Here is a 24,175-nt window from a genome sequence, read left to right on the forward strand (position 1 = left end):
CAGTCAGAGCAGGGCGGGCAGCACCCGGCCGGCGCATTCGCCGAAGGACAGGGTGGGGTAGCCTTGCTTGCGGCATTGCGCTTTCAGGATGATCTCGTCCTGGTCCTGGAGGAAGGTGCGCTGCTCGCCCCAGGGCAGGGAGATGGGATGCTTGCCTCCCTGGTTCATTTCCAGCAGCGAGCCTTCCTGGCCTTTGTCCGGCCCCGACAGGGTGCCGGTGCCCAGCAGGTCGCCGGTCTGCAGGTTGCAGCCGTTGACGGTGTGGTGCGCGACCAGTTGCGACACCGTCCAGTAGGCTTCCTTGAAGTTGCTGCGCGACAGCAGGGCGGGCTCGCGGCCTTGCTGGCGGGACTGCTCGGTGCTCAGGTAGGCCTCCAGCTCCACGTCCAGCACGCCGCTGCGCTGGTTGGCCTCGTCCTGCAGGTAGGACAAGGGTTGCGGATCGGTGTCGGGGCGGCTGAAACCGCGCCGGAACGGCGCCAGGGCCTCCAGGGTGACCACCCACGGGGAAATCGTGGAGGCGAAGTTCTTGGCCAGGAAGGGGCCCAGCGGCTGGTATTCCCAGGCTTGCAGGTCGCGCGCCGACCAGTCGTTCAGCAGGCACAGGCCAAACACATGCTTGTCCGCCTGCGAGATGGGGATGCGGTGGCCGGAGGGATTGCCCTGGCCGATGAAAATGCCCATTTCCAGCTCGAAGTCCAGTCGCTGGCACGGACCGAAGCCGGGCTCGGCCTGGCCTTCGGGCGGGCGCGTCTGGCCCAGCGGACGAGGGAACTGCTGGCCCGATACGGCCAGGCTGGAGGCGCGGCCGTGGTAGCCGATGGGCACCCACTTGTAGTTGGGCAGCAGCGGAGCGTCGGGGCGGAACTGCTTGCCCACGGCCGTGGCGTGGTGGATGGAAATGTAGAAGTCGGTGTAGTCGCCGATCTGCGCCGGCAGCTTGTATTCCAGGTGGTCGCGTTCGATCAGCAGGGCGCGCAGACGCGATTCGGCCGCCGCGCCGCTGCGCAGGTCGTGCGAAAGGGCGGCGCGCAGCGCGCTCCAGTGTTCGTGGCCCAGCGCCATCAGGGGATTGAGGGCGGGATTGGCGCAGGCCGCCAGGGCCTGCGCGGCCAGCCCGTGCCAGGGCGTGTCGCAGGCCAGCAGGCCCAGGTCCAGCGCATAGGGGCCGATGGCCGTCATGACGCGGAAGTCCTCCTGGCTGCCGCGGCGGCGCGCCACGGCGAAGGGCAGGTTCTGGATGGGGAGGCCGTTGTCGGGGTCGTGGGCGCCCGGCGCCCAGCTTTGCAGCGCCGGATCGTGGGTGTCGTTCAGCAAAGTGCTCGTCATGCCTTGTGTTCCGTAGAGAAGTGTTTTTCCAGTCCGTCCCAGACGGCGTCATAGTTGGCCTGCAGGCTGCCGCTTTCCAGGGCCTGGCGAGTGGGGCGGATCACCTTGCGCGTCTCGAACATGAAGGCCATGGTGTTGCGCAGGTAGTCCGCCCGGCTCAGGTCCGCCTGGCTGTCCTTCTCGAAGGTGCCGGCGTCCGGGCCGTGGGGGCTCATGCAATTGTGCAGGCTGGCGCCGCCGGGCGCAAAGCCGTCCGCCTTGGCATCGTACACCCCTTGTATCAGGCCCATGAACTCGCTGGCGAAGTTGCGGTGGAACCAGGGCGGACGGAAAGTGTTCTCCATGGCCAGGATGCGCGGCGGGAAGATGGCGAAGTCCAGATTGGCGGTGCCGGGGGTGTCCGACGGCGAGGTCAGCACCGTGAAGATGCAGGGATCGGGGTGGTCGTAGCTGATGGAGCCGATCACATTGAAGTCGCGCAGATCGTACTTGTAGGGGGCGTGCGTGCCGTGCCAGGCCACCACATCCAGCGGGGAGTGCGACAGCTGGGCGACCCAGAAGCCGCCGGTGAACTTGGCCACCAGCTCGTGCGGTTCGGACACGTCCTCGTACCAGGCCACGGGCGTCTTGAAGTCGCGTGCATTGGCCAGCCCGTTGGAGCCGATGGGGCCCAGTTCGGGCAGGCGCAGCGGCGCGCCGAAGTTCTCCAGCAGGTAGCCGCGCGCCGCCTCGTCCAGGATCTCCACTTTGAAACGCACGCCGCGCGGCATGACGGCGATCTCGCAGGGCTCGATCTCCATGATGCCCAGCTCGCTGACCAGGCGCAGGCGGCCCTGCTCGGGCACGAAGAGCATTTCGGCATCAGCGTTGTAGAACACGCGCCGTCCCATGGACTGGTTGATGGCGTACAGGTGTATGCCTATGCCGCTTTGTTCGCCGCTGCCGCCGTTGCCGGCCCAGGTGTGTACGCCGGCCAGGAAGTCCGTGGGGCCGGCGGGCAGCGGCAAGGGATTCCAGCGCAGCCGGTTGGGATTGGTCGGACCTTGGCCGAAGTCTTCCGTCCAGCGCGGCGCGCCTTCGAAGGCGGTGAAAGCGCCCTGGCGCGCGCTGGGGCGGATGCGGTACAGCCAGGAGCGGCGGTTCTCGGCGCGCGGGCTGGTGAAGGCCGTGCCCGACAATTGTTCGGCATACAGGCCGTAGGGGCAGCGTTGCGGAGAATTGCGCCCCACGGGCAGGGCGCCGGGCAGGGCTTCGGTGGCGAAGGCGTTGCCAAAACCGATCTGGTAATTCAATGAGCTCATTTCGGGGTCTCCGGGGTTCAGGCGGTCTGTTCCAGGCAGGCCTGGCGGGCCGCGTCCAGGGCCTGGGCGATCACGTCCATCGAACCAATATGATTGCACAGCAAAAGGACCAGGGCGGCATTCATGGCATGGCTCTGCGCCGTGCTCAGCCCCTGGTGGGCGTCGATGAGCCGTTCATAGAAATCGTCGGCCCGGTCCATGGGCTGGGTGGTGTTCAGTGCAGGCATTCGGGTGTCTCCAGGAGATGGCCGCAGGCTTTGCGCAGGGCGGCCAGTACCGCGGCGCCGTCCAGGGCGCGCCAGCGGGCGCACAAATGCTGGTCGGGCCGGACCAGGTAGCAGGTGCCGGGGACGGCGTCGTAGCGTCGGCGCAGCAGGTCCTGTGCGTCGATCAGGTCGGAGCCGGCCTGTTCGGGCGGCGTGCCGGCCGGCCAGACACGCAGGCGGGTCAGCAGTCCCTGCGCGATCAACTCGTCCAGCAGCGTTTCGTTGCGCGCCTCGGCCGGCGCGAACTCCACCAGCGTGAAGCCCGGTCCCAGGTGCGGCAGCCACCAGGCCTCGCGTCCCAGGTGCTGTACGGGGGCGTCGGGCACGCAGGCTCCGGGCGGGGGCGCCGTGGCGGCAAAGGTATCCTGGTCGGGCGTATTGAGTCGGCTGTCCAGGTAGGCGCTGGGCAGGGACAGGCGGCCGCTGTTCACCAGGGCGCGCGCGAAGGCGTGGCGGCGCGCCAGGATCAGGACGGCATCGCGGAACAGGCGGCTGATCTCGCTCTTGGGCGTGATGAAGTCGGTGGAGCGGCTGGAGTGGCGGATGTTCTCGTCAGCGGCGGACTCGCGCTCCTCTGCGTAACTGTCCAGCAATCCTTCCGGAGCTTGGCCGTTCAGCACCAGGTCCAGTTTCCAGGCCAGGTTGTCCGCGTCCTGGATCCCGCTGTTGGCGCCCCGCGCCCCGAAAGGCGAGACCCGGTGGGCCGAGTCGCCGGCGAACAGGACGCGCCCATGGCGGAAGCGCTCCATGCGCTCGCAGGCGAAGGTGTAGATGCTGACCCACTCCAGTTCGAACGCCGTGTCGGCGCCCAGCAGGGCCTGGATGCGGGGAATCACGTTCTCCGGCTTGACGGCCTCCACCGGGTCGGCGTCCCAGCCCAGCTGGAAGTCGATGCGCCAGACATTGTCCGGCTGGCTGTGCAGCAGCACGGACTGGTTGGGGTGGAAGGGCGGATCGAACCAGAACCAGCGTTCGGCCGGGAAGTCCGCCTGCATGCGCACGTCGGCGATCAGGAACCGGTCCTTGAAGATGCGCCCGCTGCTGGTCAGGCCCAGGCTGCGGCGCATGCTCGAGCGCGAGCCGTCGCAGGCGAGCAGCCAGTCGGCTTCCAGGGTGTAGTCGCCGTCGGCCGTCTGCACGGTCAGCTGCACGCCGTCGGGGCGGTTCTGCAGGTCCGTGACCTTGTGGCCGGAACGCAGCTCGATCAGGGGCTGCTCGCGCACGGCCTCGTACAGATAGCCTTCGCAATAGTATTGCTGCAGATTGATGAAAGCCGGCCGCTGGTGCCCTTCTTCGGGGCGCAGGTTGAAGCTCCACTTCCTGGTCGCGGAAGAAGACCTTGCCTACGTTCCAGGACACGCCTTTGGCCATCATGCGCGCGCCCACGCCCAGCCGGTCCCAGATGTCCAGCGTGCGTTTAGCAAAGCAGATGGCGCGCGAACCCTTGGACAGGCTGGTGTCATCGTCCAGGATGAGCACGCGATGCCCCTTGTCCGCCAGGTCCAGGGCCAGCGTGAGGCCCACCGGGCCGGCGCCGACCACCACGATCTCGTGTCGCATGTGGGCGTCGGGCCGGGCGGCCTGCGCGAGCTCCAGGGTCTGGTAATCGATGTCTCCCATATCCATTCTCCCTGGCGGCGCGCCTTACTGGCCTTCGAGCTGCTTCCACATCTCCAGGTCGCGTTCGGCGGTCCAGATCTGCGGGTGCTCGTGGCCATTGACTTCGTCGTAGGCGCGGGCCACGTCAAAAGGCATGCAGTGGTCGAAGATGACCCAGTCTGCGTAGCGCGGCTTCATGAAGTCGTAGGTTTCACGGTAGATGGTCTTGAGGTCCTTGCCGGCCGTCACGCCCTGGTAGACGCAGGAATACAGGTCGGTCAGAAAGGCGCGGGTGCCGGCCAGGGCCTGGCGCACTTCGCCGGCATTCTTGAGGGCCGGGCCGCGTCCGGGCACCATCTTCTCGGCCTTGAATTCGGCCAGGCGATCCAGCGTTCGGGGCCATTCGCGGAAGTAGCAGTCCCCGGCGTAGGGCGTGGACTGGTATTCGACCAGGTCGCCGGCGAACAGGATGCGCTGTTCGGGCAGCCAGGCGATGGTGTCGCCCTTGGTGTGGCCGCGGCCCACCTGCATCAGGTGCACCTCCAGATTGCCCAGGTCCACCGTCATGTGGCCCTGGAATGTCATGGTGGGCCAGGTCAGGCCGGGCGGGATGGATTCGACGTTGCGGAACAGGCGCGGAAAGCGGCCGATCTCGCTGGCCTTGTCCTGTTCGCCGCGCTCCACGATCAGGTCGTAGGTGTCGCGGCTGGCCAGGATCTCCTGGGCATCGTAGGCGGAGGCGCCCAGCACGCGCACGGCATGGTAGTGGGACAGCAGGATGTAGCGGATGGGCTTGTCGCTGACTTCGCGGATGCGTCGGATCACGTCCTGGGCCATCACCGGGGTGGCCTGCGTGTCTATCACCATGATGGCTTCGTCGCCGATGATGATGCCGGTGTTGGGGTCGCCCTCGGCCGTGTAGGCGTAGGCGTTGTCGGACAGTTTCTCGAAGGAGACGACCTTGTCTTCCAGGTCGTTGTGCGAGGCGAAGGACTTGCTCATGAAGAGGACTCCACAGTAAGAGAGGATGTCCTTAGATTAGTTTATGGTTAATTGATTCGATATAGGTGAATACCTGAATGTCCACGGACGGGACGCCGGCAGGCTGGGCGCGCGCCGACCTGCCGGGCGGACGGCATGAGGGTGGATGTGAGGGGAGGCTTGCCTAGCGCCGCTGGCAGCGCGAGCAATAGTAGGTGGCGCGCTGGCCCTGGACGATGCGTTTGATGGGCTGGCGGCAGCGCGGGCAGGCCTGGCCGGCGCGCTCGTACACATTGGCGTGTATGTCGAAGTACGCGCCGGGCGCGCCGTTGGCGTTCACGTAGTCGCGCAGCGTGCTGCCGCCCGAGTCCAGCGCCGCTTGCAAGGTGACCAGGATGGCGGCGTGCAGTTTCTCGCAGCGGTGCAGGGACAGGTCGCCGGCGGGCGTCTCCGGGTGGATGCCGGCCAGGAACAGGGATTCGGATGCATAAATGTTGCCCACTCCGACGACGATCTTGCCCCCGAGCAGTGCCTGCTTGATGGCCATGCGCCGGCCCTGCAGGTGACGATGCAGGTAGGCGGGAGTGAAGAGCGGATCGAACGGCTCCATGCCCAGGGTACGGATCAGCGGGTGCTCTTCCAGGGGGCCGCTGGCATGCTCATGCCATAATATGGCTCCAAAACGCCGCGGATCGTGCAGCAGGAAGCGTGCATCGTCGAACAGCCATTCCGCATGGTCGTGCTTGCGCCGAGGCTCGTCCAGGGCCACGCGACGCAGCGAGCCGGACATGCCCAGGTGGACGATCTGCACGCCCTGCTCGAAGCGCAGCAACAGGTATTTGCCGCGGCGCTCGCAACCCAGCACGGCCCGGCCCTGTATCCATTGCGGCAACTGGCCGGGAACCGGCCAGCGCAGGCGAGGTTCGTGAATCAGGAATTGTCGGACGATTTTTCCGTTGACGACCGTCGCAATTCCGCGACGGGTTGTTTCAACTTCTGGCAGTTCAGGCATGGGGGGGTGATACCATCAACAAATCTGATTCCTTTATTGTGCCATCGGGCGTCTTGTCACGCGCGCAAGGGCGCGGGTTTTTCTGGATGAATGCTCTGACCTTAACACTTTTGTTGGGCCTGACGTCGTTGCTTGCAGCGGTTCCGGCGCAAGCACAGAAATCGCTTCCTATCATCAAGGCGGAGCCGCCTGCCGACACCATCCGCCTGCGCAGCGGGCAACTGCCCCTGGTCGGGCTGACACCCGACATTTTGTATCGCATCCTGGTGGCCGAAGTGGCCGCTTCGCGCGGCGAATTCGACGTGGCCAGCCAGACCTTCCTGGGGCTGGCGCGCGACACCAGCGACCCCCGCTTCGCCCAGAGCGCCTTCCAGTATTCCATGGCCGACCGCAACCTGCCGCGCGCCTTGCGCGCCGCCAAGGAATGGGCCCTGCTGGCGCCCCAGGATCCCGAGGCCAAGGCCACGGCCCTGGCGCTGGAAGCATCCAACGGCCAGACCGAAGGCCTGGCGGACGCCTTGTGGATCCGCATCTCCCGCGCCCAGGACAAGGAGCAGGCCATCGTGCAGGCCATGGGCATCGTCAGCAAGATGGTGGACCGCCGCCTCGCGCTGGAGGTCCTGGACAAGGCTTTGCGCGAGCCGGTGCGCAAGCTGCCCATCGCTCACCTGGCCCTGGCCGATACGGCCTGGAACGCGGAAGACCCGGTGCGCGCCGAGCGCGAGGCCCGCGAGGCCCTGCGCCTGGACCCGCACCTGGAAGCGGCCGCCCAGCGCGTGCTCGAATACGGCATCAAGGTCAATCCATCAGCGGCCCTGGACAGCGCCCGCCGCTTCGTGCGCGACAACCCAGACAGCCGCAAGCTGCAGTTGCTGCTGGCCAACCGCCTGGTGGAGCGCCAGCAGTTCGACGAGGCCCTGGCCATCGTCGCCGATCTGCAGCGCGCGGCGCCCGAGGATTTCGACTTGCTGTACACGCAGGCGGAGATTCATACCCGCGCCAAGCAGTACGACGACGCGCGGCGTCTGCTTGAAGAATATATCAATGTCCAGCAGCAACGCCGCCAGTCCCTGCACGATGACGCCAGCACCGCGCTGGCCAGCATTTCCGAGGCGCGCCTGTCGCTCGTGCAGATCGCCGAGGCCCAGGGCGACCTGAACGAAGCCATCCGGCAACTGGACCTGATCGAAGAACCCGGCTTGCGCTTCCAGGCCCAGGTCCACAAGGCCGTGCTGCAGGCGCGGCAGGGCAACTTGCCGCAGGCGCGGCGCACGCTGGAAACCTCCCGTCCGCGCGACCGCAACGACCAGGTCGTGGTCGCCTTGACCTATTCTTCCATCTACCAGGACAGCGGGCGTACCGACCAGGCGCTGGAAACCCTGGAGCGCGCCGACCGCGAACTGCCCGACAGCGCCGAGATCAAGTACAACCTGGCCATGCTGTACGAGCAGCGTGCCAAGACCGATCAGTTCGAAACCCTGATGCGGCGCGTGATCGAACTGCGGCCCGACAACGCCAATGCCTACAATGCCTTGGGCTATACCTTCGCCGACCAGAACCGCAACCTCGAAGAGGCTCAGGATCTGCTCGAGCGCGCCATGGAACTGGAGCCCGACAATCCATACATACTGGACAGCGTGGGCTGGTACCTGTTTCGCATCGGCGATCTGCAGGCGGCGCTGGAGTATCTGCAACGCTCTTACGAGAAACTGCCCGAGGCCGATGTGGCCGCCCACCTGGGTGAAGTGCTCTGGGCGAAGGGCCGCCGCAACGACGCCATGCTGGTGTTCCGCGCCGGACTGGCCAAGGACGCGCAGAACCGCACCCTGCTGGAAACCATCAAACGTCTCGGAGTCGTTTTGCCGTGATTGCTTCATTCCCGTTGCGCCGTTGGCCCGGCCTGGGCGCCCTGGCCCTGACGGCCTTGCTGGCCGCTTGCGCCACTCCCCAGAAAATCGACGTCCCGACGCAGACGGGCCAGGTACAGGCCGACACGGCCCTGTCGCGCGCGGGCCGTTTCGCCCTGAGCGTCACGCATGGCAACGGCCAGGTGGAAGCCGTGCAGGGCGGATTCGCCTGGCGTGACGACGGCCGGCAGTTGATACTGGACCTGACCAACCCCCTGGGCAATACGCTGGCCCGGGTCTGGGTGCTGCCTGATCGCGCCATCCTGGAGCGCAGCGACGGCACCCGGGAAAGCGCGTCCCATCCGGATGCGCTGGTGGAACAGGGGCTGGGCAGCCCCGTGCCGGTGGCGGGCCTGCGCGACTGGCTGCACGGCCGCAGCGGCGCCGCCCCGGCCCGGCAGCAGCGCCTGGACGAACAACAGCACCTGAGCAGTTTTGAACAGACGGGCTGGCGCGTGGGCCTGTCCCGCTACGACGAGCTAGGCCCGCGCCTGCTGCAGCTCAACCGCCACGAGGCCAGCCGCTCCATCAGCGTGCGCCTGGTCGTGGACCAGTAAGTCGACCGACGGACCTGCTCCATGGCGCTTTACGATGTACCGGCTCCGGCCAAGATCAACCTGTTCCTGCATGTCACCGGCCGCCGCCCAGATGGCTATCACTTCCTGCAGACGGCATTCCGCTTCGTGGATCTGAACGACTACCTGAGCTTCGTCCCCAGGGACGACGGGCAGGTGCGCCGCGTGCACAGCACACTGGCCGGCCTGGATCCGGAACAGGACCTGGTGGTGCGGGCGGCGCGGGCCTTGCAGCAGGCGACCGGAACCCGCAAGGGCGTGGATATTTCCTGCATCAAGCATATCCCGTCAGGCGCGGGCATGGGCGGCGGCTCCAGCGATGCCGCCACCACGCTGATCGCCCTCAATCGCCTCTGGTCCCTGGGACTGAGCCGCCAAGCCCTGATGGACATCGCCTTGCCCCTGGGCGCCGACGTGCCCGTCTTCGTTATCGGGCAGGCCGCAGTGGCGCAGGGCGTGGGGGAGCAGCTGCAGGCCATCCAGCTGCCCGAGCGCGACTATGTCATCATCCGTCCGCCCCAGTTCATTTCGACCGCAGAAATATTTACCTCAAAGGGCTTGACGCGGGACGAAAAACCCATCACAATAACGTTCTTTGCTGATTGGCAAGAACGCTTTTGGCAGGCAGGGGAAAACATTCCTTTGTTTGGCAAGAACAACTTGGAATCAGTAGCCTTGGACTTGTATCCAAACCTGCGGAAGTTAAAAAATAGCTTGCACAGTTCAGGATTCAATGCTAGAATGACAGGCTCTGGTTCATGCTTCTTTGTTGAATGCAGAGGCAGCAAAGACAAGCGTAAAGCCCTGGTTCACCAAGCTGAAATTGGCCGGATCGGCAGTAAAATACATCATGCTGGTAGCGCGGCGAATAGTGATGCATCGCTGATGGAACAAACCTGGGTTTGTTCGGGATTGCAGGATCATCCACTACGCTACTGGATAGATTGAGTTTTTGGGGAATCGCCAAGCTGGTTAAGGCACCGGATTTTGATTCCGGCATGCGAAGGTTCGAATCCTTCTTCCCCAGCCACCTTTCAGGCCTAGCCTGCGATAATGTAAAGCTGTTGAGTCGTTTCCTTGACGGGGTTTCGATCAACAGCTTTGCTTTTCCTGCGTCAAAATCTATCTCCATATCATGGCACAAGACCGATTCATGATCTTCACCGGCACGGCTAATCCTCGCCTTGCTGTCGACGTCGTCAACCACCTTGACATGTCGCTCGGGAAGATGACAGTAGGTCGCTTCTCCGACGGAGAAGTAATGGTCGAAATCAACGAAAACGTCCGCGGTCGCGATGTCTTCGTTCTCCAGCCCACCTGCGCGCCCACCAACGACAACCTGATGGAAATCATGGTCATGGTGGATGCCCTGCGCCGCGCCTCCGCCGGCCGCATCACCGCCGCCATTCCGTATTTCGGCTATGCCCGCCAGGACCGCCGTCCGCGTTCGGCCCGCGTGTCCATTTCCGCGAAGGTCGTGGCCAACATGCTGCAAGTGGTGGGCGTGGACCGCGTCATGATGATGGACCTGCACGCCGACCAGATCCAGGGCTTCTTCGACATCCCCGTGGACAACATCTACGCCTCGCCCATTCTGCTGGGCGACATCTGGCGCTGCAACTACCAGGACCTGGTGGTCGTGTCCCCCGACATCGGCGGGGTGGTGCGGGCCCGCGCCCTGGCCAAGCAGCTGGAAGTGGACCTGGCCATCATCGACAAGCGCCGTCCGCGCGCCAACGTGTCCGAAGTCATGAACATCATCGGCGATGTCAGCGGCCGCACCTGCATCATCATGGATGACATGGTCGATACCGCCGGCACGCTGTGCAAGGCCGCCGAGGCCCTTAAGGACCGCGGCGCCAAGGCCGTCTATGCCTACTGCACGCACCCCGTGCTGTCCGGCGAAGCCGTCGAGCGCATCACCAATTCCCAGTTGAACGAGCTGGTCGTGACCGACTCCATTCCGCTGTCGGCCAAGGCCCGCGAATGCAGCAAGATCCGCCAGCTGTCCTGTGCGGCGCTGCTGGGCGAGACTATTCTGCGCATCTCGAACGCCGAATCGGTCAGCTCGCTGTTCACCGATTGAGTTTTTTCGCGCGCGCTGGTCGCGGCGCGCGTCAACCAGGTAGTCCGCTACCGCTTTACGCAGGACCCGGTCCTGCACTATGGAGTTCCTCATGAAATTCACCGCTACTTCGCGTGATGTACAGGGTTCGGGTGCGAGCCGCCGCCTGCGTCGCGCCGGTCAAGTGCCCGCCATCGTCTACGGTGGCGAAGCCGAACCCGTCGTGATCGCTCTGGATCACAACGAGATCTACCACAACCTGCGCAAGGAAGCCTTCCACGCCTCCATCCTGTCCATGGAACTGGACGGCAAGACCGAAAGCGTTCTGCTGCGCGCCGTGCAATGGCACCCCTACAAGCAGCAAGTGCTGCACGTGGACTTCCAGCGCGTCCTGGCTTCCCAGGCCATCACCACCAAGGTTCCCCTGAACTTCATCAATGGCGATACCGCTCCTGCCGTCAAGCTGAGCGGCCAGGTCATCAGCCACATCCTGACCGAGCTGGAAATCACCTGCCTGCCAGGCAGCCTGCCAGCCTCCATCACCGTGGACCTGGGCGGCCTGACCGCCAACGCCAACCTGCACCTGGAAAACATCAAGCTGCCTCTGGGCTTGCAGTACGCCGGCCACGAAGCCAACCCCCTGCTGGCAGCAGCCCTGCCCGTGGGCAGTGGCGCCGCTGCTGAAGAAGCCGCCGAGTAAGCCTGGGTTCGGGCCGGCTGCGCCGGCCCTGAACTTGGCGAACCAACCCCTGTCAGCGTATGCTGGCGGGGGTTTGTTTTTTGTGCCCGCTCATTTCTGTCTCCTTCATGTCTGCTCCCATACGTCTGATCATCGGCCTGGGCAACCCCGGCCCGGAATATGAAACCACCCGCCACAACGCCGGCTTCTGGCTGGCCGACCATCTGGCGGACGACCTGCGCGCCACGTTCAACCTGGAAAAGGCTTTCTTTGCCTGGGTGGCCAAGGCGCGCTTCGAGGGCGAGAACGTCATCCTGGCCAAGCCGATCACCTACATGAACAAGTCGGGCCAGGCGGCCGGAGCCCTGATGCGCTTCTACAAGCTGCAGCCCGAGCAGGTCCTGGTGCTGCACGACGAGCTGGACCTGCTGCCGGGCCAGGTCAAGATCAAGAAGGGCGGCGGCCATGCCGGCCATAATGGCCTGCGCGACATCCAGGCGGCCTTCGGCAGCCCGGACTTCTGGCGCATGCGCATAGGGATAGGCCATCCGCGCAGCCTGGGCCTGGCCCAGCAGGTTGCGGCCTTCGTGCTGAACAATCCGCGCCAGGACGAGCTGCGGGACATCGAGGACGTGATCACGCGCTGCCGGGCCGTGATGCCCGCCCTGCTGCGCGGCGATGTCGAACAGGCCACCCGTCAGTTGCACGCCACCCAGAAGGCCTGAGCAATGAAGCCTCCAGCCATCGCAGGCCTGCGCTTCCGGGACGAACTGAGGGATTTCCTCCGCTTCCTGCGCCATCCGCGCGCGGGGCGGCGCTTTCCTGGACGACCCATGGGGCAGGGCTGGTGGCTGGACTGGTTCGCGCCCTTGCCCTGGAAGCGGCTGCTGCAGTGGGCGGTCCTGCTGTGGCTGGTCAACGTGCTGGTGTTCGGCCCGATCGCGGTGTCCGTCGCCGGCATGGGCGGCGCCCAGCACAGGCTGGACCCGACCCGCATCCCCTGGGCGCAGGCCATATTCTGGGCGCCGGTCGTCGAGGAACTGGTGTTCCGCTTCATCCTGCGCCGTCCGTCCCAATGGCTGACAGTGGTGCCGCTGGCCCTGGTCTGCATGTTCAAGGGACCCACCTGGGCCATGCAGGCCTTGCTGGTGCTGTGCCTGGCGATCTGGATCAGCCGCCGAACCGGTTTTCCGCGCACGCCGCTGCCGGCGGGCGCGGGCTGGTCCTCGCGCCTGTGGGGCGCCTTGCAGGGTCGACCCTGGCGCTTGGGCGCCATGCGGCGCTACCGGCGGGCCTTTCCCTGGGTGTTCTACGCCCTGACCCTGGCTTTCGGCGCATTGCATCTGTACAACTTCCAGCTCAACCACATGAGCTGGTTCCTGCTGCCCCTGCTGGTGTTGCCGCAATGCGTCACCGGCCTGGTGCTGGCCTGGCTGCGGGTGCGGCGCGGAATCGGCGCATCTATCGTCCTGCATGCGATCTTCAATGGCGGGCCGGTGCTGCTCATCATGGGCCTGCTCAAGCTGTTCGGCGGGCTGGAACTCTAGCAATCCACGCCGGACGGCCGGTCCGGTTGCGGTTCGCGCCCTGGATCCACTGCGTCGGCGAGACCGCCGGAATCCTGGCAGGACCATGAACCGGCTTCAAGCCGGTTTCACCCCGGCGGCGCAGGGGCGCTACAATAGCGCATCGTTTTATAACTCTTTGTTTTTTAGGATACTCATGGCACTGCAATGCGGCATCGTTGGCTTGCCCAACGTTGGTAAATCCACTCTGTTCAACGCACTGACCAAAGCCGGCATTGCGGCCGAAAACTACCCCGTCTGCACCATCGGGCCCAACGTGGGCGTGGTGGAAGTGCCCGACAATCGCCTGCAGGCGCTGGCCGACATCGTCAAGCCCGAGCGCATCCTGCCCGCCGTGGTGGAGTTCGTGGACATCGCCGGCCTGGTGGCGGGCGCATCCAAGGGCGAGGGCCTGGGCAACCAGTTCCTGGCCAATATCCGCGAAACCGATGCGACCGTGCACGTTGTGCGTTGCTTTGCCGATGACAACGTGATCCACGTAGCTGGCAAAGTGGATCCCTTGGCTGATATCGAGATCATCAACACCGAGCTGGCTCTGGCCGACCTGTCCGTGGTCGAGAAAGCCGTACAGCGCAACCAGAAGCTGGCTCGCTCCGGCGACAAGGACGCCGCCAAGCTGGTCGCTTTGCTGGAACGCATCCAGCAAGCGCTGGGTGAAGGCAAGTCTGTACGCTCCTTGAGGCTGGACGCTGAGGAACTGCACCAGATCAAGTCCTATGGCTTCATTACGGCCAAGCCCACCATGTACGTGGCCAACGTCAAGGAAGACGGCTTCACCAACAACCCGCACCTGGAAGCCGTACAGAAGTACGCCGCCGCTGACGGCGCGCCCGTGGTCGCTGTCTGCGCCGCTGTGGAGGCGGAGATCGCGGAACTGGACGACGCCGACAAAGTTGAGTTCCTGGCCGACCTGGGCATGGACGAACCCGGCCTGAATCGCGTCATCCGGGCCGCCTATAGCCTGCTGGGCCTGCAGACCTACTTCACCGCCGGCGCGAAGGAAGTGCGCGCCTGGACCATCCGCGTAGGCGACACCGCACCCCAGGCCGCCGGCGTCATCCACACCGACTTCGAGCGCGGCTTCATCCGCGCCCAGACCATCTCCTTCGACGACTACATCGCCTGCAAAGGCGAACAGGGCGCCAAGGAAGCCGGCAAGATGCGCGCCGAAGGCAAGGAATACGTGGTCAAGGACGGCGACGTGCTGAACTTCCTGTTCAACGTCTGAGCGCATCGGCTCAATTTCCTTTCCTGCCGCGTCGGCACAACCCCCGCCCAGGCGGGGGTTTTTGCGTGTCAGCGCCGAAAACTGGAAAGCATCATGCGAGATACCGGCACCACGGCGTTCCGGCTGAACAAGCCCCTGACGGTGCGCCTGTTTCCTGTGCCTGGCTTGCAGGCGGGCGAGGTGACTGAGTTTGAAAGCGCGGACCTGTGCAATTGCGCTGTCATGGCCTTGCCTTGAAAGCGCTGGCTGGGCAGCGCCTTGCAGTCCGGCGCGATGCTGGGCCGGCTGCAGCGAATGGCTTGTCAGGCGCTGCGCTTTGCTATAGAAATCTGCTCTAAAAATGGCTTGAAGGGCTGTTGTCTTCGGGTCTTTTCCTTTGGGCCCGGCGCGTCGGCAGCAGGACGCCGGGCCGTTTCACCCAGGCTGCCCAGGAGTTTGCATGAAAAAATCGCCCATCTTCGTCCCGGATGCTTCTTGTTCCGCGATACGGCTTTCTCTGGATCGCCGGACCTTTCTGTTGGGTCTGGGAGCGATGGGCGTCCTGCAGGCCATGCCGTTCCAGGCCTTGGCCGCCAAGGCCACCGGCCTGGACCTGTCCGCCCTGGAGGCCCGGTACGGCGGGCGGCTGGGCCTTTGCGCCACGGACGGCCGGCGCCGGGTGGACTGGCGCTCCGATGAGCGCTTCGCCTATTGCTCCACCTTCAAGCTGTTCCTGGCGGCTTGCGTCTTGCAGCGCGTCCAGGAGGGCCTGGAGCGGCTGGACAGGCCTGTCGCCATCACGAAAGACGATATGGTCGCCCACGCGCCCGTCACCGGGGAGGCGGTAGGGTCCGCCTTGACGGTGGCGCAGTTGTGCAAGGCGACCGTGCAGCTCAGCGACAATCCGGCTGCCAACATCCTGCTGCGGGAGATAGGCGGGCTGGAGACGCTGCGGAACTGGTACCGCTCCATCGGCGACACGGTGACGCGGGCGGATCGCTACGAGACCGAGTTGAACACGGCGTTGCCCGGCGACCCGCGCGACACCACCACGCCGGCCCAGTACGTGGCCGACATGCAGGTTGTGCTGGGCGGCAAGGTGCTGGCGCCGCCGCAGCGCGGCCAGTTGGAAGAATGGCTGATCGGCACGCCTACCGGTGCGGGACGGCTCAAGGCGGCCTTGCCGCCGGGCTGCCGCCTGGGGCACAAGACGGGGACCGGAGACCGGAACACGCACAATGACATCGGCGTCATCTGGACGCCGGAGGGCACGGCCATCTACATCGTTGCGTATTTCACGGACGCTCGCGGAGGAACGGACGAGCAGCGCGATGCCGTGCTGGCCCAGGCTGCCCGCATGAGCCTGCAGACGCTGGGATACGCCTGAGCATCAGGCTTTGAGCGCGCCATGACGTTGGCGTATTTTCAGCGCAAGACTGGATTTGCTCGCTTCCTGGCTCCAGGGGCGGCGACGACATCGGCTGTGTGATGCGCTTGCCGGTAGTTAGCCGATATGCGGCCCGGGCTGCGATTCAGCTGGCCGCCCGAAGCGCAGCGTTTCATGCGGGGCCTGTCCGAAGCGTTGGCGGTAGGCCGCCGCGAAACGACCCAGGTGGCTGTAGCCCCAGCGCAGGGCGATTTCCGATACGGAACGGTCTGCGGATGCCTGGAGCAGGTCCTGGCGTATGCGGTCCAGTCGCAGATCGCGCAGCATCTGCATGGGGCTGACCCCGTATTGCTGCTGGCACAGGCGCGACAGATTGCGGGCGCTGGCGCCGCTGTGGCGGGCGATGTCGTCCAGGCTGATGTCCTCGTGCAGGTGAGCCTGCATGTAGTCCCGGGCGCGCTGCAGGCTTTGCGGCACATGCAGGCCGTGTTCGCCCAGGATGTGCTCGCGCAGCGTCACGGATTGGGCTACCAGCAGATGGCGGATCAGGGCTTCTTCGGCCATCCTGGCCTTGATCGCGCTCAATGCGGACGGATGGGCCAGTTGCTCGCAGAAGTAACGCAGCAGGGCGCTCCATTGCTCGCCGTCGCTGGCTTCCAGCCTGATCTGCCGGTCGAAGGCCAGCGGCCCGCGTGCATGCCGGCCCGTCAGGCGCTGGTATTCGAACTGCAGCCGGCTCAGCGGCACCTTCAGGATGATCTGCGCCGCGCCGGCCTCCCAGAGCAGGCGGTGAGGCTTGTTGGACGGCATGATCAGGCCCGAACCCGTGCTGACCGACCAATGGCCTTCGTCGCACTGGATTTCCACCGAGCCTGACAAGGGCATCTGCACCAGCAGGAATTCGCCGCCGGGCCGGGTCTCCTCGACCGTGACGGCGTCGCCGTACTCCAGCCGCCACAGGCTCAGCGCGTCCGCCTGCACGCCATGCAGGCGCGCCGTCAGGGTGGAGCCGTGCGGCGTCAGTTCGTGATCGTTGAGCAGAGCGGCAATGCGGGACCGCACTTCTTCGACGTCGTGCGACACGAGAAGCGTGTGACGACCCAGAAGAGCCTGGGTCCATCCCGTCATGGTAGGGAACATGTCTGCCTCCGCTCGGGCCAGGGCGCGCCGCCGCCTTGCTCGCGCCGGGATCGCCCTTGTGCATTTGGCCTGCCTGGTGAAGGCGGCCTTCATCATGAGTTTTTCTCCGCTCAGTATAGCGCTGCCCGCCGCGAGAAAAGCGCCCCATGCGGGGCGCCATGCTCACGCTGATGATGGAGCCGGCGGGCCGCGGACGGGCTCCTCCTGCCGCAGGCTCAGGCAAGCACGGGCTGGTGGCCGCCGTTGTCCGCCAGCGCCTCTTCGCGGTAGAAGCCCATGTTCTGGATGACGGGCAGGTCGTTGAAGCAGAACAGGCAGGCGTCCTCGGTCTGGGAGGCATTGGCGTGTTCATGCCAGGCCCAGGAGGGCACGCAGAATACGTCGTGTTCCTGCCAGTCCAGACGCTGGCCGTTGATGATGGAATAGCCGCTGCCCTTGGCGACCTGGTACAGGAAGCTGCCGGTGTGGCGGTGCGCCTTGCCCGCGAAACCGGGCCGCAGCAGCTGCATGCTGGCGCCCATCGTGGCCATGACGTGGCCGCCGGTGGCCGGGTTGGTGTAGTTCATCAGCAGGCAGTCGTAGGGATTGCCTTCGGCCGCCTTGGCGTAGCGCAGCAAGGCCTCGTAGGTGGGCTCCCACTGGTACTTGAACAGCGGCGAATAGGACTGGTTCCACTTGACGTCTTCCGGGCGCAGTCCCGGAGCGCCCCAGATGCCCACCGCGTCGTCCACCGGAAAGCCCACCGCCTGGTGCAGGTCGGGGTGCACGCCGAAGAAGCCGGCCTCCATGGCGTTGGCCAGGGGGATGTCCAGTCCGTCCTGCCAGATGCAGGGCAGGCCGTCCTCGTCCACGCCGTGCTCGTGCCAGCAGCCGTTGGGGGTGATGACGAAGTCGTTGGCGCCCAGCGTCATCTTGTGCCCGTTCACGATGGTGTAGGCGCCGCGTCCTTCCATGATGAAGCGCAAGGCCGACGAGGAGTGCCAGTGGGCCGAGGCGCATTCGCCGGGATGCATGACCTGCAGGCCGGAGTAGAGCCAGCCCACCGCGGCGGCCACGTCCTTGCGGCCGGGATTCTCGAAATAGATCACGCGCCGCCCGGCCTTTTCGGGAGAAACCAGCGCGACCGACTGCAGCACATGTGCGCGCAGGTCGCGATAGCGCCACAGCATGGGTACGGACTGGGACTTGGGCTGCCAGGGCTCGATCTTGTTGGCGACCGTCCAAGGGCGGCGGCGCCCAAGCGCTCCAGATTCTTGTAGTAGGACAGCAGTTCAGGGGTGTCGGCCACGTTCGCGCGGCCGAGCACGTCTTCGCGGAAGGCATCGTAGGCAACCGTATTCATCGTCTTCTCCTTGGTATCGTGCCGCAGTGCGGGAGCAGCCGGGGGGCGAAGCTCCGCGGTGGCGGCGCATGTTCATAAGGTAGCGAACGAGGCGGTCGCCGCGCTATCCGCGACTGGACAAACACTGTCCAGAAACGGCCGAGAAATAACGTTAGAACGTCAGCAGCCAGCCTGGTTTTACGGCTGATTTTTGTATCCAGTATTTATTCCGGATGGTCTATAGAATGGCCTGGAACTACTTTTTTGGAGCTGACCATGAGTTTCGATGATATGCCGAAGAGCGATATTCGCCATCACATGCCGGAGTACCGCCGGCCCGAGGATATGGAATGGGAGATGGGCCGATTCAAGAATAGGACCAAATTTCTTTTTCATACTCGTGACGAACGTCCTACCGAACCCAATGCGGGTCTCTTGAATTACGAACCTGGTGCCGGATTCAAGTTGCACAAGCATGACTTCGCTCAGGTTTGGTACGTGATCGAAGGCGAATTCAAAATGGGGGGCAAAGCGTTCGGGCCGGGAACAGTGGTATTTCATCCGGATCCGCATATCGAAGAAGAACTGGTGACTGAGACCGGTGGAACGATTTTCTTTGTCCAGTATCAGGGGCCCACTACCCGAGCCTTTCCGGTTTACGAAGGCCGCATGAATATCAAAGGCGAAGTGCCGGAACTGACGGATGCGGATCTGGAACGCTGATCTCAGTAAATCCTGATTCCCGAACGGATTTGCCTTGCCAGGAAAATAAAAGCCGGAACTCGTATGCACGGCGGCAAGTTCGTCGGGAATAAAAAAATAATTGGGGACATAATATGCTGAAAATGCAGCTTGGCGTTCGCTTCGCCCTGGCCGGCGAAGCCAATCGAGACTCTACCGGTACGGTGCTGAAAGCGCCTCAGCATCATCACGAAGACTCAGCCGCAATACGGGATTTCTTCGCATTCTCTTTCCGATACTTGCTGGCAGGCGTCGTGTTGTTGTTTTGTTTTTCAGGCTTGGCGCGGGCGAGCTCGGATTGGCCTGACAAGCCCATTACGTTAATCGTTCCTTTCGGGGCGGGGGGCGTCACCGATCTGACGGCCCGCACCGTCGCCAAAATCCTGCAGCAGGAGCTGGGGCAGAGCGTCATCGTGGAGAACCGGCCCGGGGCGGGCGGCAGCATTGCCGCCAGCGCGCTGGCCAGAGCCAAGCCGGATGGATATACGCTGATGATCATCACGAATGGCATGATTGCGGTCAATCCCCTGATCCATCAAAGCTTGAACTACGATGCCTTCCAGGACTTCGACTATGTCTCTATGATTGCCAATACGCCCTTGGTGCTGGTCGTCCCCGATAAGTCGCCCATTGGCCATCTGCGGGACTTGCTCGGCCATGCCTTACGCGAACCCGACAGCATGGCCTTCGCGTCATCGGGCATAGGTACTTCCATTCACCAAGTGCTCGCGCTGCTGCAGCACCAAACCGATACGGCGTTCATGCACGTTCCCTACAAGAGCGGCGCCGAGGCCGTCACGGCCGTATTGTCCGGAACTGTGCAGGTCAGTGCGGTGGAAACCGTGGTGGTCAACAGCTTTGTCGAGTCGGGCAAGATGCGTGCGCTCGGGGTGACGTCCAGCCGGCGAGTGGGCGGGCTGGCGGACATTCCGACCGTCGCGGAACTGCTCGACGTGGATTTTGACGTAGGCTCTATATCGGGCTTGGTGGCGCCGCGCGGCACGCCGGCCGAGCGCCTGGAGAAACTGGAAAAGGCGATGGAGCGCGTGCTGCAGAGTGCGGACATGCAGAATCTGTATGCGCAAGGCAGCCAGGCCATGGAGCATGGGGCCATTCCGTTCAGGCAGAAAATGATGGAAGAAGCCTCGAAATGGAAAGCGGTGTTCGCACCGTCCTGAGGTCCGGGCCGGTTCGGGGGATGACAAGAAGGAGGGATGGAGATGGCGGAGAAGAATGAACACGCGCCTTCGCGTCAGGCAGGCCGTTCCTGGCCAGGCATGGCGGGGCTTGATGAAAGCGACCCTGAAGGCGACCCTGCATCGTGGCGAAGCAGTTCGGGCGGTACGGCCGGAGCTCTTCACGAAACAGACTTGCTGAAGAGTCTTGTCGAGACCATGACCAGGAAGATTTTCGATGGCACCTACCCCCATGGGAAAAAGCTGCGACAGGAAGTGCTGGCCGAGGAGTATGACGTCAGCCGGACTCCGATCCGCGAGGCCTTGCGGCAGCTGGAAATAAAAGGGCTGGTCATCCAGCAGTGGCGCTACGGCGCGACCGTCGTGGCGCCGACCCCGGAGGATATCGCGGCGAATTATTGGCTGCGCGCGGAACTGGAAGGCATGGCCGCGGAAAGGGCGGCCTGCGCGATGATGCCGGCCGATCTAGTCAAGCTGCACGGCGTGCACGCGCAAGGCGTCCAGGCCGTGCTCGCCTTGCTGGCCGCAGTTACTTCCGAGCAGGCGGGGGCGCCCTCGGGGATTGAGGCGTGCCTGCGGCAATGGGTGGGCTGGAATGACGAATTCCATTCCTTGATCTACAGGGCGGCAGGCAATACGGCGCTGCAGCGCATCATCAAGGACCTGCACGTCGACTATACCAGGAACGTGCTCGGCATGACGGCCTCGGGCATGATCGAGTCGCGTGCGCGCAGAAGCATCGAGCATCACCAGGCGATCGTGCAGGCTCTGTCAAGGAGGGATCCTCAGGCGGCGCGCTCGGCCATGCGCCGGCATGTCATGGAGTCCGGCGAGTTCGTCGTGCAGTGGCTGCAGAGGTCGCGCGGCACGTGCGCTATATATTAGATGCCTATAAATTTTAAATTAGACGATTCTGGCGGCCCTCCATAGACTGAGCAGTCACCAAGGAGGAGTTTCCAGTTATGCGCATTACAGGCATCGTCGGCTATCTGCTGACCCCCTGCGACGGGCAGGGACGCGTCGATCACGGTCTTCTGGCCCGTCATGTGGAGCATTTGATTTCTGAAGGCGTTCACGGGGTGGCGCCGCTGGGCAGCGTCGGCTGCCTGCCTTATCTGACGGATGACGAGCGCGACGCAGTCGTCCGCAGCACCGTGGCAGCCGTTGCCGGCCGCGTGCCGGTTCTGGCAGGGGTGTCCAGTCTGAGCACAGCGCAGACGATCCGCCACGCGCGGTATGCTGAGCAGGCAGGCGCCAGCGCCATCCAGGTCTTGCCCAGTACGTACTGGTCCCTGACCGAGGAAGAGATTTTTACCTACTACCGCCGGGTGGCGGAGGCGGTTTCCATCCCGGTGATGATCTATAACAATCCGTTCACCACGGGCCTGGACATGCCTGTGCCTTTCCTGAGCCGCCTGACACAGATTCCGAACGTCACGCTGATCAAGGAAGCCAGCCCGAATCCGCAGAAGTTTGCACAGCTGCGGCGAGTCTGCCCTGAGCACGTGCAGATCTATGTCGGGCTGAACCGCATGGCTCTGCAGGGCTTGTGCGAGGGCGCGGCGGGCTGGTGCACCGCCGCGCCCAATCTCTGCGCCTCCCATGTGCTCAACCTGTACCGCTGCGCTTTGGCAGGCGACGCGGTACAGGCGACCCAATGGTTCGAGCGGCAGAGCGAACTGCTGAATTTCTTGATGGATCATGGCTTGCCGCGCACGGTGGCGGCAGGCCTGGACATGCGCGGCATTCCCTGCGGCCATCTCCGGGCGCCGTTGGCGCCGCTGGAGCCCGGCCTGCGGGAAGTCTTGAATCGTATCTTGAAGAAGATGGAGATAGTGCAATGATCAAACGTATCTGCATTCACTTGGGCGCCGCCTTGTTGTTCGCTCTGGCGATGCCTTTGGCGCAGGCGCAGGGCGTCTACCCGGCCAAACCCATCCGCCTGATCGTGCCCTTTGGCGCCGGAGGCGTGACCGATGCCACAGCGCGCGTGTTCGCCGAGGGCTTGACCCGCGAGTTGGGGCAGCCTGTGGTGGTGGAAAACCGGGCAGGGGCGGGAGGCGGCATTGCGGCGGGTTTTGTCTCGAAGGCGCCTGCCGATGGCTACACCTTGTTGGTGATCACCAATGGCATGTATGCAGTCAACCCCTGGATCTATCCACAGCTTGCCTATGACCCTGACAAAGACTTCGTCTACATCGCGATGCTGGCCAATACGCCCACTGTCCTGGCCGTCGGCTCGGGCAGTCCGTACTCATCACTGAAAGAGCTGCTGGCGGTCGCAGCCACGGAAGACGACAAGCTCAGCTTTTCCACGGCCGGGGCGGGGTCGGATAACTATCAGGTCTTGCAACTGCTCCAGCAGGCGACGGGCGTGCGCATGATGCACGTGCCTTTCAAGAGCGGCGCGGATTCCCTGACCGCCGTACTCAGCAGCACCGTGGACGCCACAGCCATCTCGGCGGTAACGGGCGCTAGCTTCATCGAGTCGGGCCAAGTCCGCGCCTTCGCCGTCACGTCGGGGGGGCGCCTGGAGAATCTGCCGCAGATTCCTACCGTCAAGGAGGTGCTGGGCCAGGATCTGGAAGCTGGTTCCTTGTCCGGCATTGCGGCGCCGGCAGGAACGCCGGTCGAGATCGTCGAACGTTTGAACAGGGCGATCGCCGCTGTGGCAGGCAGCGATCTGGCCCGGGAGAAAATCTACGCCCGCGGTAGCCAGGCCGTGGACTCGTCGCAGGACGCCTTTCAGCAACGCATCCGGCAGGAAAGAAAGAAATGGGCGCAGTTGCTGGGCGGTTGAGGCGCCGCACGGGCCGCGTTGGAAGACGTCAGCAAGGCGCGTCCTGGGGCGCGCAATGCGACAGCGCCTCAATTGCGGTCTGGAGAAAGCCAGGCACGGCCGGATTGATGCTCTGGCTCTGGGTGGCCAGGGCCAGCTGGTAGGTCAGGGGCTGCCCATTCGCGTCGGCCAGGTCCAGATAGGCGACGTGTTCTATGACGATGCGTGACAAAGCCTCGGGGATGATCGCAACTCCCAGGCCCGCCGCGATCAATGGCAGAGTGATCAGCGCGTGCGAGGACTCCTGCAATGCGTGGGGTTGAAAGCCGTTGTGCTGACACAATGACATGATTGCGCCCGCAAAACCCGGGCTGTCCGAGTGGGCCAGTGCGATGAGTGTCTCGTCGCGCAGCTCGTTCAGTTGCAGACAGCGCTGCCGGCTTGCCTTATGGTTGGCGGGAACGGCGAGCTTGAGCCGCTGCACGCACAAGGGATGCCAGACAAGGCCGGGGATGCCATGGCTGGGCGGTACCAGTAGCGCGATGTCCAGTTCGCCTCTTTGCAGCTCCCCCAGCGTGTCCATGGAACTGCCGCTGCTCAGGTGCAGCCGGACGGATGGGAATCTGGCCGTGAACGGCTGCAGGATCCGGGGCAGGATTTGCAGGGCGGCGCTGGGTACCGAGCTGATGCGCAAGGTGCCGATGCGGCCCCGCTCGGCATCCTGGGTGATTTTGACGGCGGCTTCCGCGCTCTCCAACAGGTGGCGCACCTCGCGCAGGAAGGTGCCTCCCGCCATGGTCAGGCGTACGCCTTGTCGGTCCCGTTCGAAGAGCTGGACCCCGACGTCCTCTTCCAGTCGCTTGATGGCGATGCTCAGAGGCGGCTGGGTCATATGCAGGCGCTCGGCCGCCTTCCGATAGTTCAGTTCGGTGGCGAGCACGACAAATTGACGCAGCTGTCTGAAGTCCATGCGATCCAGGCTTGATATTGTGTGCCATGCATCGTAGCAGAATGGGGCGGGCGCGTGTCGCGGCTGTAAACCTGAGCGAGCCTGCTCCGTACATGGAGCGTATCGAGCGCCGCTGCGCGCACCGGCCGGTCAGC

Annotated in this window: 22 protein-coding genes, 1 tRNA gene and 2 pseudogenes; 16 read left to right on the forward strand and 9 right to left on the reverse strand. The window is 64.4% G+C overall.

Translation table 11 applies throughout. The features are described 5' to 3' along the window. Window positions 1-3: 3 nt before the first annotated feature. The 6 genes and pseudogenes from fahA to mutM form a co-directional block, all read right to left on the reverse strand. Window positions 4-1,329, reverse strand: coding sequence for a fumarylacetoacetase (fahA, locus tag ACWPWO_RS03345; RefSeq protein ID WP_454004393.1), 1,326 nt, complete (start codon window positions 1,327-1,329; stop codon window positions 4-6). Beyond that, on the reverse strand, window positions 1,326-2,630 hold the full coding sequence (hmgA, locus tag ACWPWO_RS03350) for a homogentisate 1,2-dioxygenase (protein ID WP_454004395.1): 1,305 nt from the start codon (window positions 2,628-2,630) through the stop codon (window positions 1,326-1,328). Before hmgA ends, fahA begins: the two co-directional genes overlap by 4 nt. A 17-nt stretch (window positions 2,631-2,647) precedes the next feature. Then, window positions 2,648-2,857 (reverse strand): DUF2783 domain-containing protein, encoded by a 210-nt coding sequence (locus tag ACWPWO_RS03355; protein ID WP_394064082.1) that lies wholly within the window; start codon window positions 2,855-2,857, stop codon window positions 2,648-2,650. Next, window positions 2,845-4,516: pseudogene (locus tag ACWPWO_RS03360) on the reverse strand (FAD-dependent oxidoreductase). Before ACWPWO_RS03360 ends, ACWPWO_RS03355 begins: the two are co-directional and overlap by 13 nt. A 24-nt stretch (window positions 4,517-4,540) precedes the next feature. Continuing rightward, window positions 4,541-5,497, reverse strand: coding sequence for an MBL fold metallo-hydrolase (locus ACWPWO_RS03365; RefSeq protein WP_394064086.1), 957 nt, complete (start codon window positions 5,495-5,497; stop codon window positions 4,541-4,543). 163 nt (window positions 5,498-5,660) lie between these two features. Then, window positions 5,661-6,488: a bifunctional DNA-formamidopyrimidine glycosylase/DNA-(apurinic or apyrimidinic site) lyase gene (gene mutM, locus ACWPWO_RS03370; RefSeq protein ID WP_454004398.1), complete on the reverse strand. Its 828-nt coding sequence runs from the start codon at window positions 6,486-6,488 to the stop codon at window positions 5,661-5,663. Window positions 6,489-6,574: 86 nt separating this feature from the next. Between mutM and ACWPWO_RS03375 the strand changes: the two genes are divergently transcribed. From ACWPWO_RS03375 to bla, 11 genes are all read left to right on the forward strand, one after another. Next, window positions 6,575-8,356, forward strand: coding sequence for a tetratricopeptide repeat protein (locus tag ACWPWO_RS03375; RefSeq protein WP_454004400.1), 1,782 nt, complete (start codon window positions 6,575-6,577; stop codon window positions 8,354-8,356). Beyond that, window positions 8,353-8,952, forward strand: coding sequence for an outer membrane lipoprotein LolB (locus tag ACWPWO_RS03380; RefSeq protein WP_454004402.1), 600 nt, complete (start codon window positions 8,353-8,355; stop codon window positions 8,950-8,952). Before ACWPWO_RS03375 ends, ACWPWO_RS03380 begins: the two co-directional genes overlap by 4 nt. A 21-nt stretch (window positions 8,953-8,973) precedes the next feature. Then, window positions 8,974-9,918: a 4-(cytidine 5'-diphospho)-2-C-methyl-D-erythritol kinase gene (ispE, locus tag ACWPWO_RS03385; RefSeq protein ID WP_454004404.1), complete on the forward strand. Its 945-nt coding sequence runs from the start codon at window positions 8,974-8,976 to the stop codon at window positions 9,916-9,918. A 5-nt stretch (window positions 9,919-9,923) separates the two neighbouring features. Further along, window positions 9,924-10,000: transfer RNA gene (locus ACWPWO_RS03390), tRNA-Gln, on the forward strand. A gap of 105 nt (window positions 10,001-10,105) precedes the next feature. Continuing rightward, complete coding sequence (locus ACWPWO_RS03395) at window positions 10,106-11,056, forward strand: ribose-phosphate pyrophosphokinase (protein ID WP_454004406.1); 951 nt, start codon at window positions 10,106-10,108, stop codon at window positions 11,054-11,056. A 91-nt stretch (window positions 11,057-11,147) separates the two neighbouring features. After that, window positions 11,148-11,735 carry a 50S ribosomal protein L25/general stress protein Ctc gene (locus tag ACWPWO_RS03400; protein WP_454004408.1) on the forward strand — a complete coding sequence of 196 codons (588 nt, stop codon included), beginning with the start codon at window positions 11,148-11,150 and terminating at the stop codon, window positions 11,733-11,735. A 107-nt stretch (window positions 11,736-11,842) separates the two neighbouring features. Next, on the forward strand, window positions 11,843-12,439 hold the full coding sequence (gene pth / locus ACWPWO_RS03405; RefSeq protein WP_394064100.1) for an aminoacyl-tRNA hydrolase: 597 nt from the start codon (window positions 11,843-11,845) through the stop codon (window positions 12,437-12,439). Between the two features lie 3 nt (window positions 12,440-12,442). Beyond that, a complete protein-coding gene (locus tag ACWPWO_RS03410; RefSeq protein WP_454004411.1) occupies window positions 12,443-13,261 on the forward strand; it encodes a CPBP family glutamic-type intramembrane protease in 819 nt (272 codons plus the stop codon). A gap of 175 nt (window positions 13,262-13,436) precedes the next feature. Next, a complete protein-coding gene (gene ychF, locus ACWPWO_RS03415; protein WP_454004413.1) occupies window positions 13,437-14,528 on the forward strand; it encodes a redox-regulated ATPase YchF in 1,092 nt (363 codons plus the stop codon). Window positions 14,529-14,609: 81 nt separating this feature from the next. Beyond that, entirely contained in the window at window positions 14,610-14,765 is a 156-nt protein-coding gene (locus ACWPWO_RS03420) for a DUF711 family protein (protein ID WP_454006259.1), read from the forward strand. A gap of 202 nt (window positions 14,766-14,967) precedes the next feature. Further along, window positions 14,968-15,894 (forward strand): class A beta-lactamase, encoded by a 927-nt coding sequence (gene bla, locus ACWPWO_RS03425; RefSeq protein ID WP_454004415.1) that lies wholly within the window; start codon window positions 14,968-14,970, stop codon window positions 15,892-15,894. Window positions 15,895-16,011: 117 nt separating this feature from the next. Here the strand turns inward: bla and ACWPWO_RS03430 are convergent, their stop codons facing one another. Both ACWPWO_RS03430 and ACWPWO_RS03435 read right to left on the reverse strand, forming a co-directional pair. After that, window positions 16,012-17,034, reverse strand: coding sequence for an AraC family transcriptional regulator (locus tag ACWPWO_RS03430; RefSeq protein WP_454004417.1), 1,023 nt, complete (start codon window positions 17,032-17,034; stop codon window positions 16,012-16,014). 215 nt (window positions 17,035-17,249) lie between these two features. Continuing rightward, window positions 17,250-18,376: pseudogene (locus tag ACWPWO_RS03435) on the reverse strand (cupin domain-containing protein). Between the two features lie 255 nt (window positions 18,377-18,631). Here ACWPWO_RS03435 and ACWPWO_RS03440 point away from each other — a divergent pair. The 5 genes from ACWPWO_RS03440 to ACWPWO_RS03460 all read left to right on the forward strand — a co-directional run bounded on the left by ACWPWO_RS03440 (window position 18,632) and on the right by ACWPWO_RS03460 (window position 23,092). Then, window positions 18,632-19,078 (forward strand): cupin domain-containing protein, encoded by a 447-nt coding sequence (locus ACWPWO_RS03440; RefSeq protein ID WP_454004419.1) that lies wholly within the window; start codon window positions 18,632-18,634, stop codon window positions 19,076-19,078. Between the two features lie 113 nt (window positions 19,079-19,191). Beyond that, a complete protein-coding gene (locus ACWPWO_RS03445; protein WP_454004421.1) occupies window positions 19,192-20,274 on the forward strand; it encodes a Bug family tripartite tricarboxylate transporter substrate binding protein in 1,083 nt (360 codons plus the stop codon). Window positions 20,275-20,316: 42 nt separating this feature from the next. Beyond that, the gene (locus ACWPWO_RS03450) at window positions 20,317-21,177 is read left to right on the forward strand and encodes a GntR family transcriptional regulator (protein ID WP_454004423.1); all 861 of its coding nucleotides are present in this window, start codon (window positions 20,317-20,319) and stop codon (window positions 21,175-21,177) included. 77 nt (window positions 21,178-21,254) lie between these two features. Then, window positions 21,255-22,136 (forward strand): dihydrodipicolinate synthase family protein, encoded by an 882-nt coding sequence (locus ACWPWO_RS03455; RefSeq protein WP_454004425.1) that lies wholly within the window; start codon window positions 21,255-21,257, stop codon window positions 22,134-22,136. Then, entirely contained in the window at window positions 22,133-23,092 is a 960-nt protein-coding gene (locus ACWPWO_RS03460) for a tripartite tricarboxylate transporter substrate binding protein (protein ID WP_454004427.1), read from the forward strand. Before ACWPWO_RS03455 ends, ACWPWO_RS03460 begins: the two co-directional genes overlap by 4 nt. Window positions 23,093-23,120: 28 nt before the next feature. On the opposite strand, the gene ACWPWO_RS03465 is transcribed toward ACWPWO_RS03460, so the two are convergent. Continuing rightward, window positions 23,121-24,041 (reverse strand): LysR family transcriptional regulator, encoded by a 921-nt coding sequence (locus ACWPWO_RS03465; protein ID WP_454004429.1) that lies wholly within the window; start codon window positions 24,039-24,041, stop codon window positions 23,121-23,123. Between the last annotated feature and the right edge of the window lie 134 nt (window positions 24,042-24,175).

This window comes from Alcaligenes sp. Marseille-Q7550 (assembly GCF_965112015.1).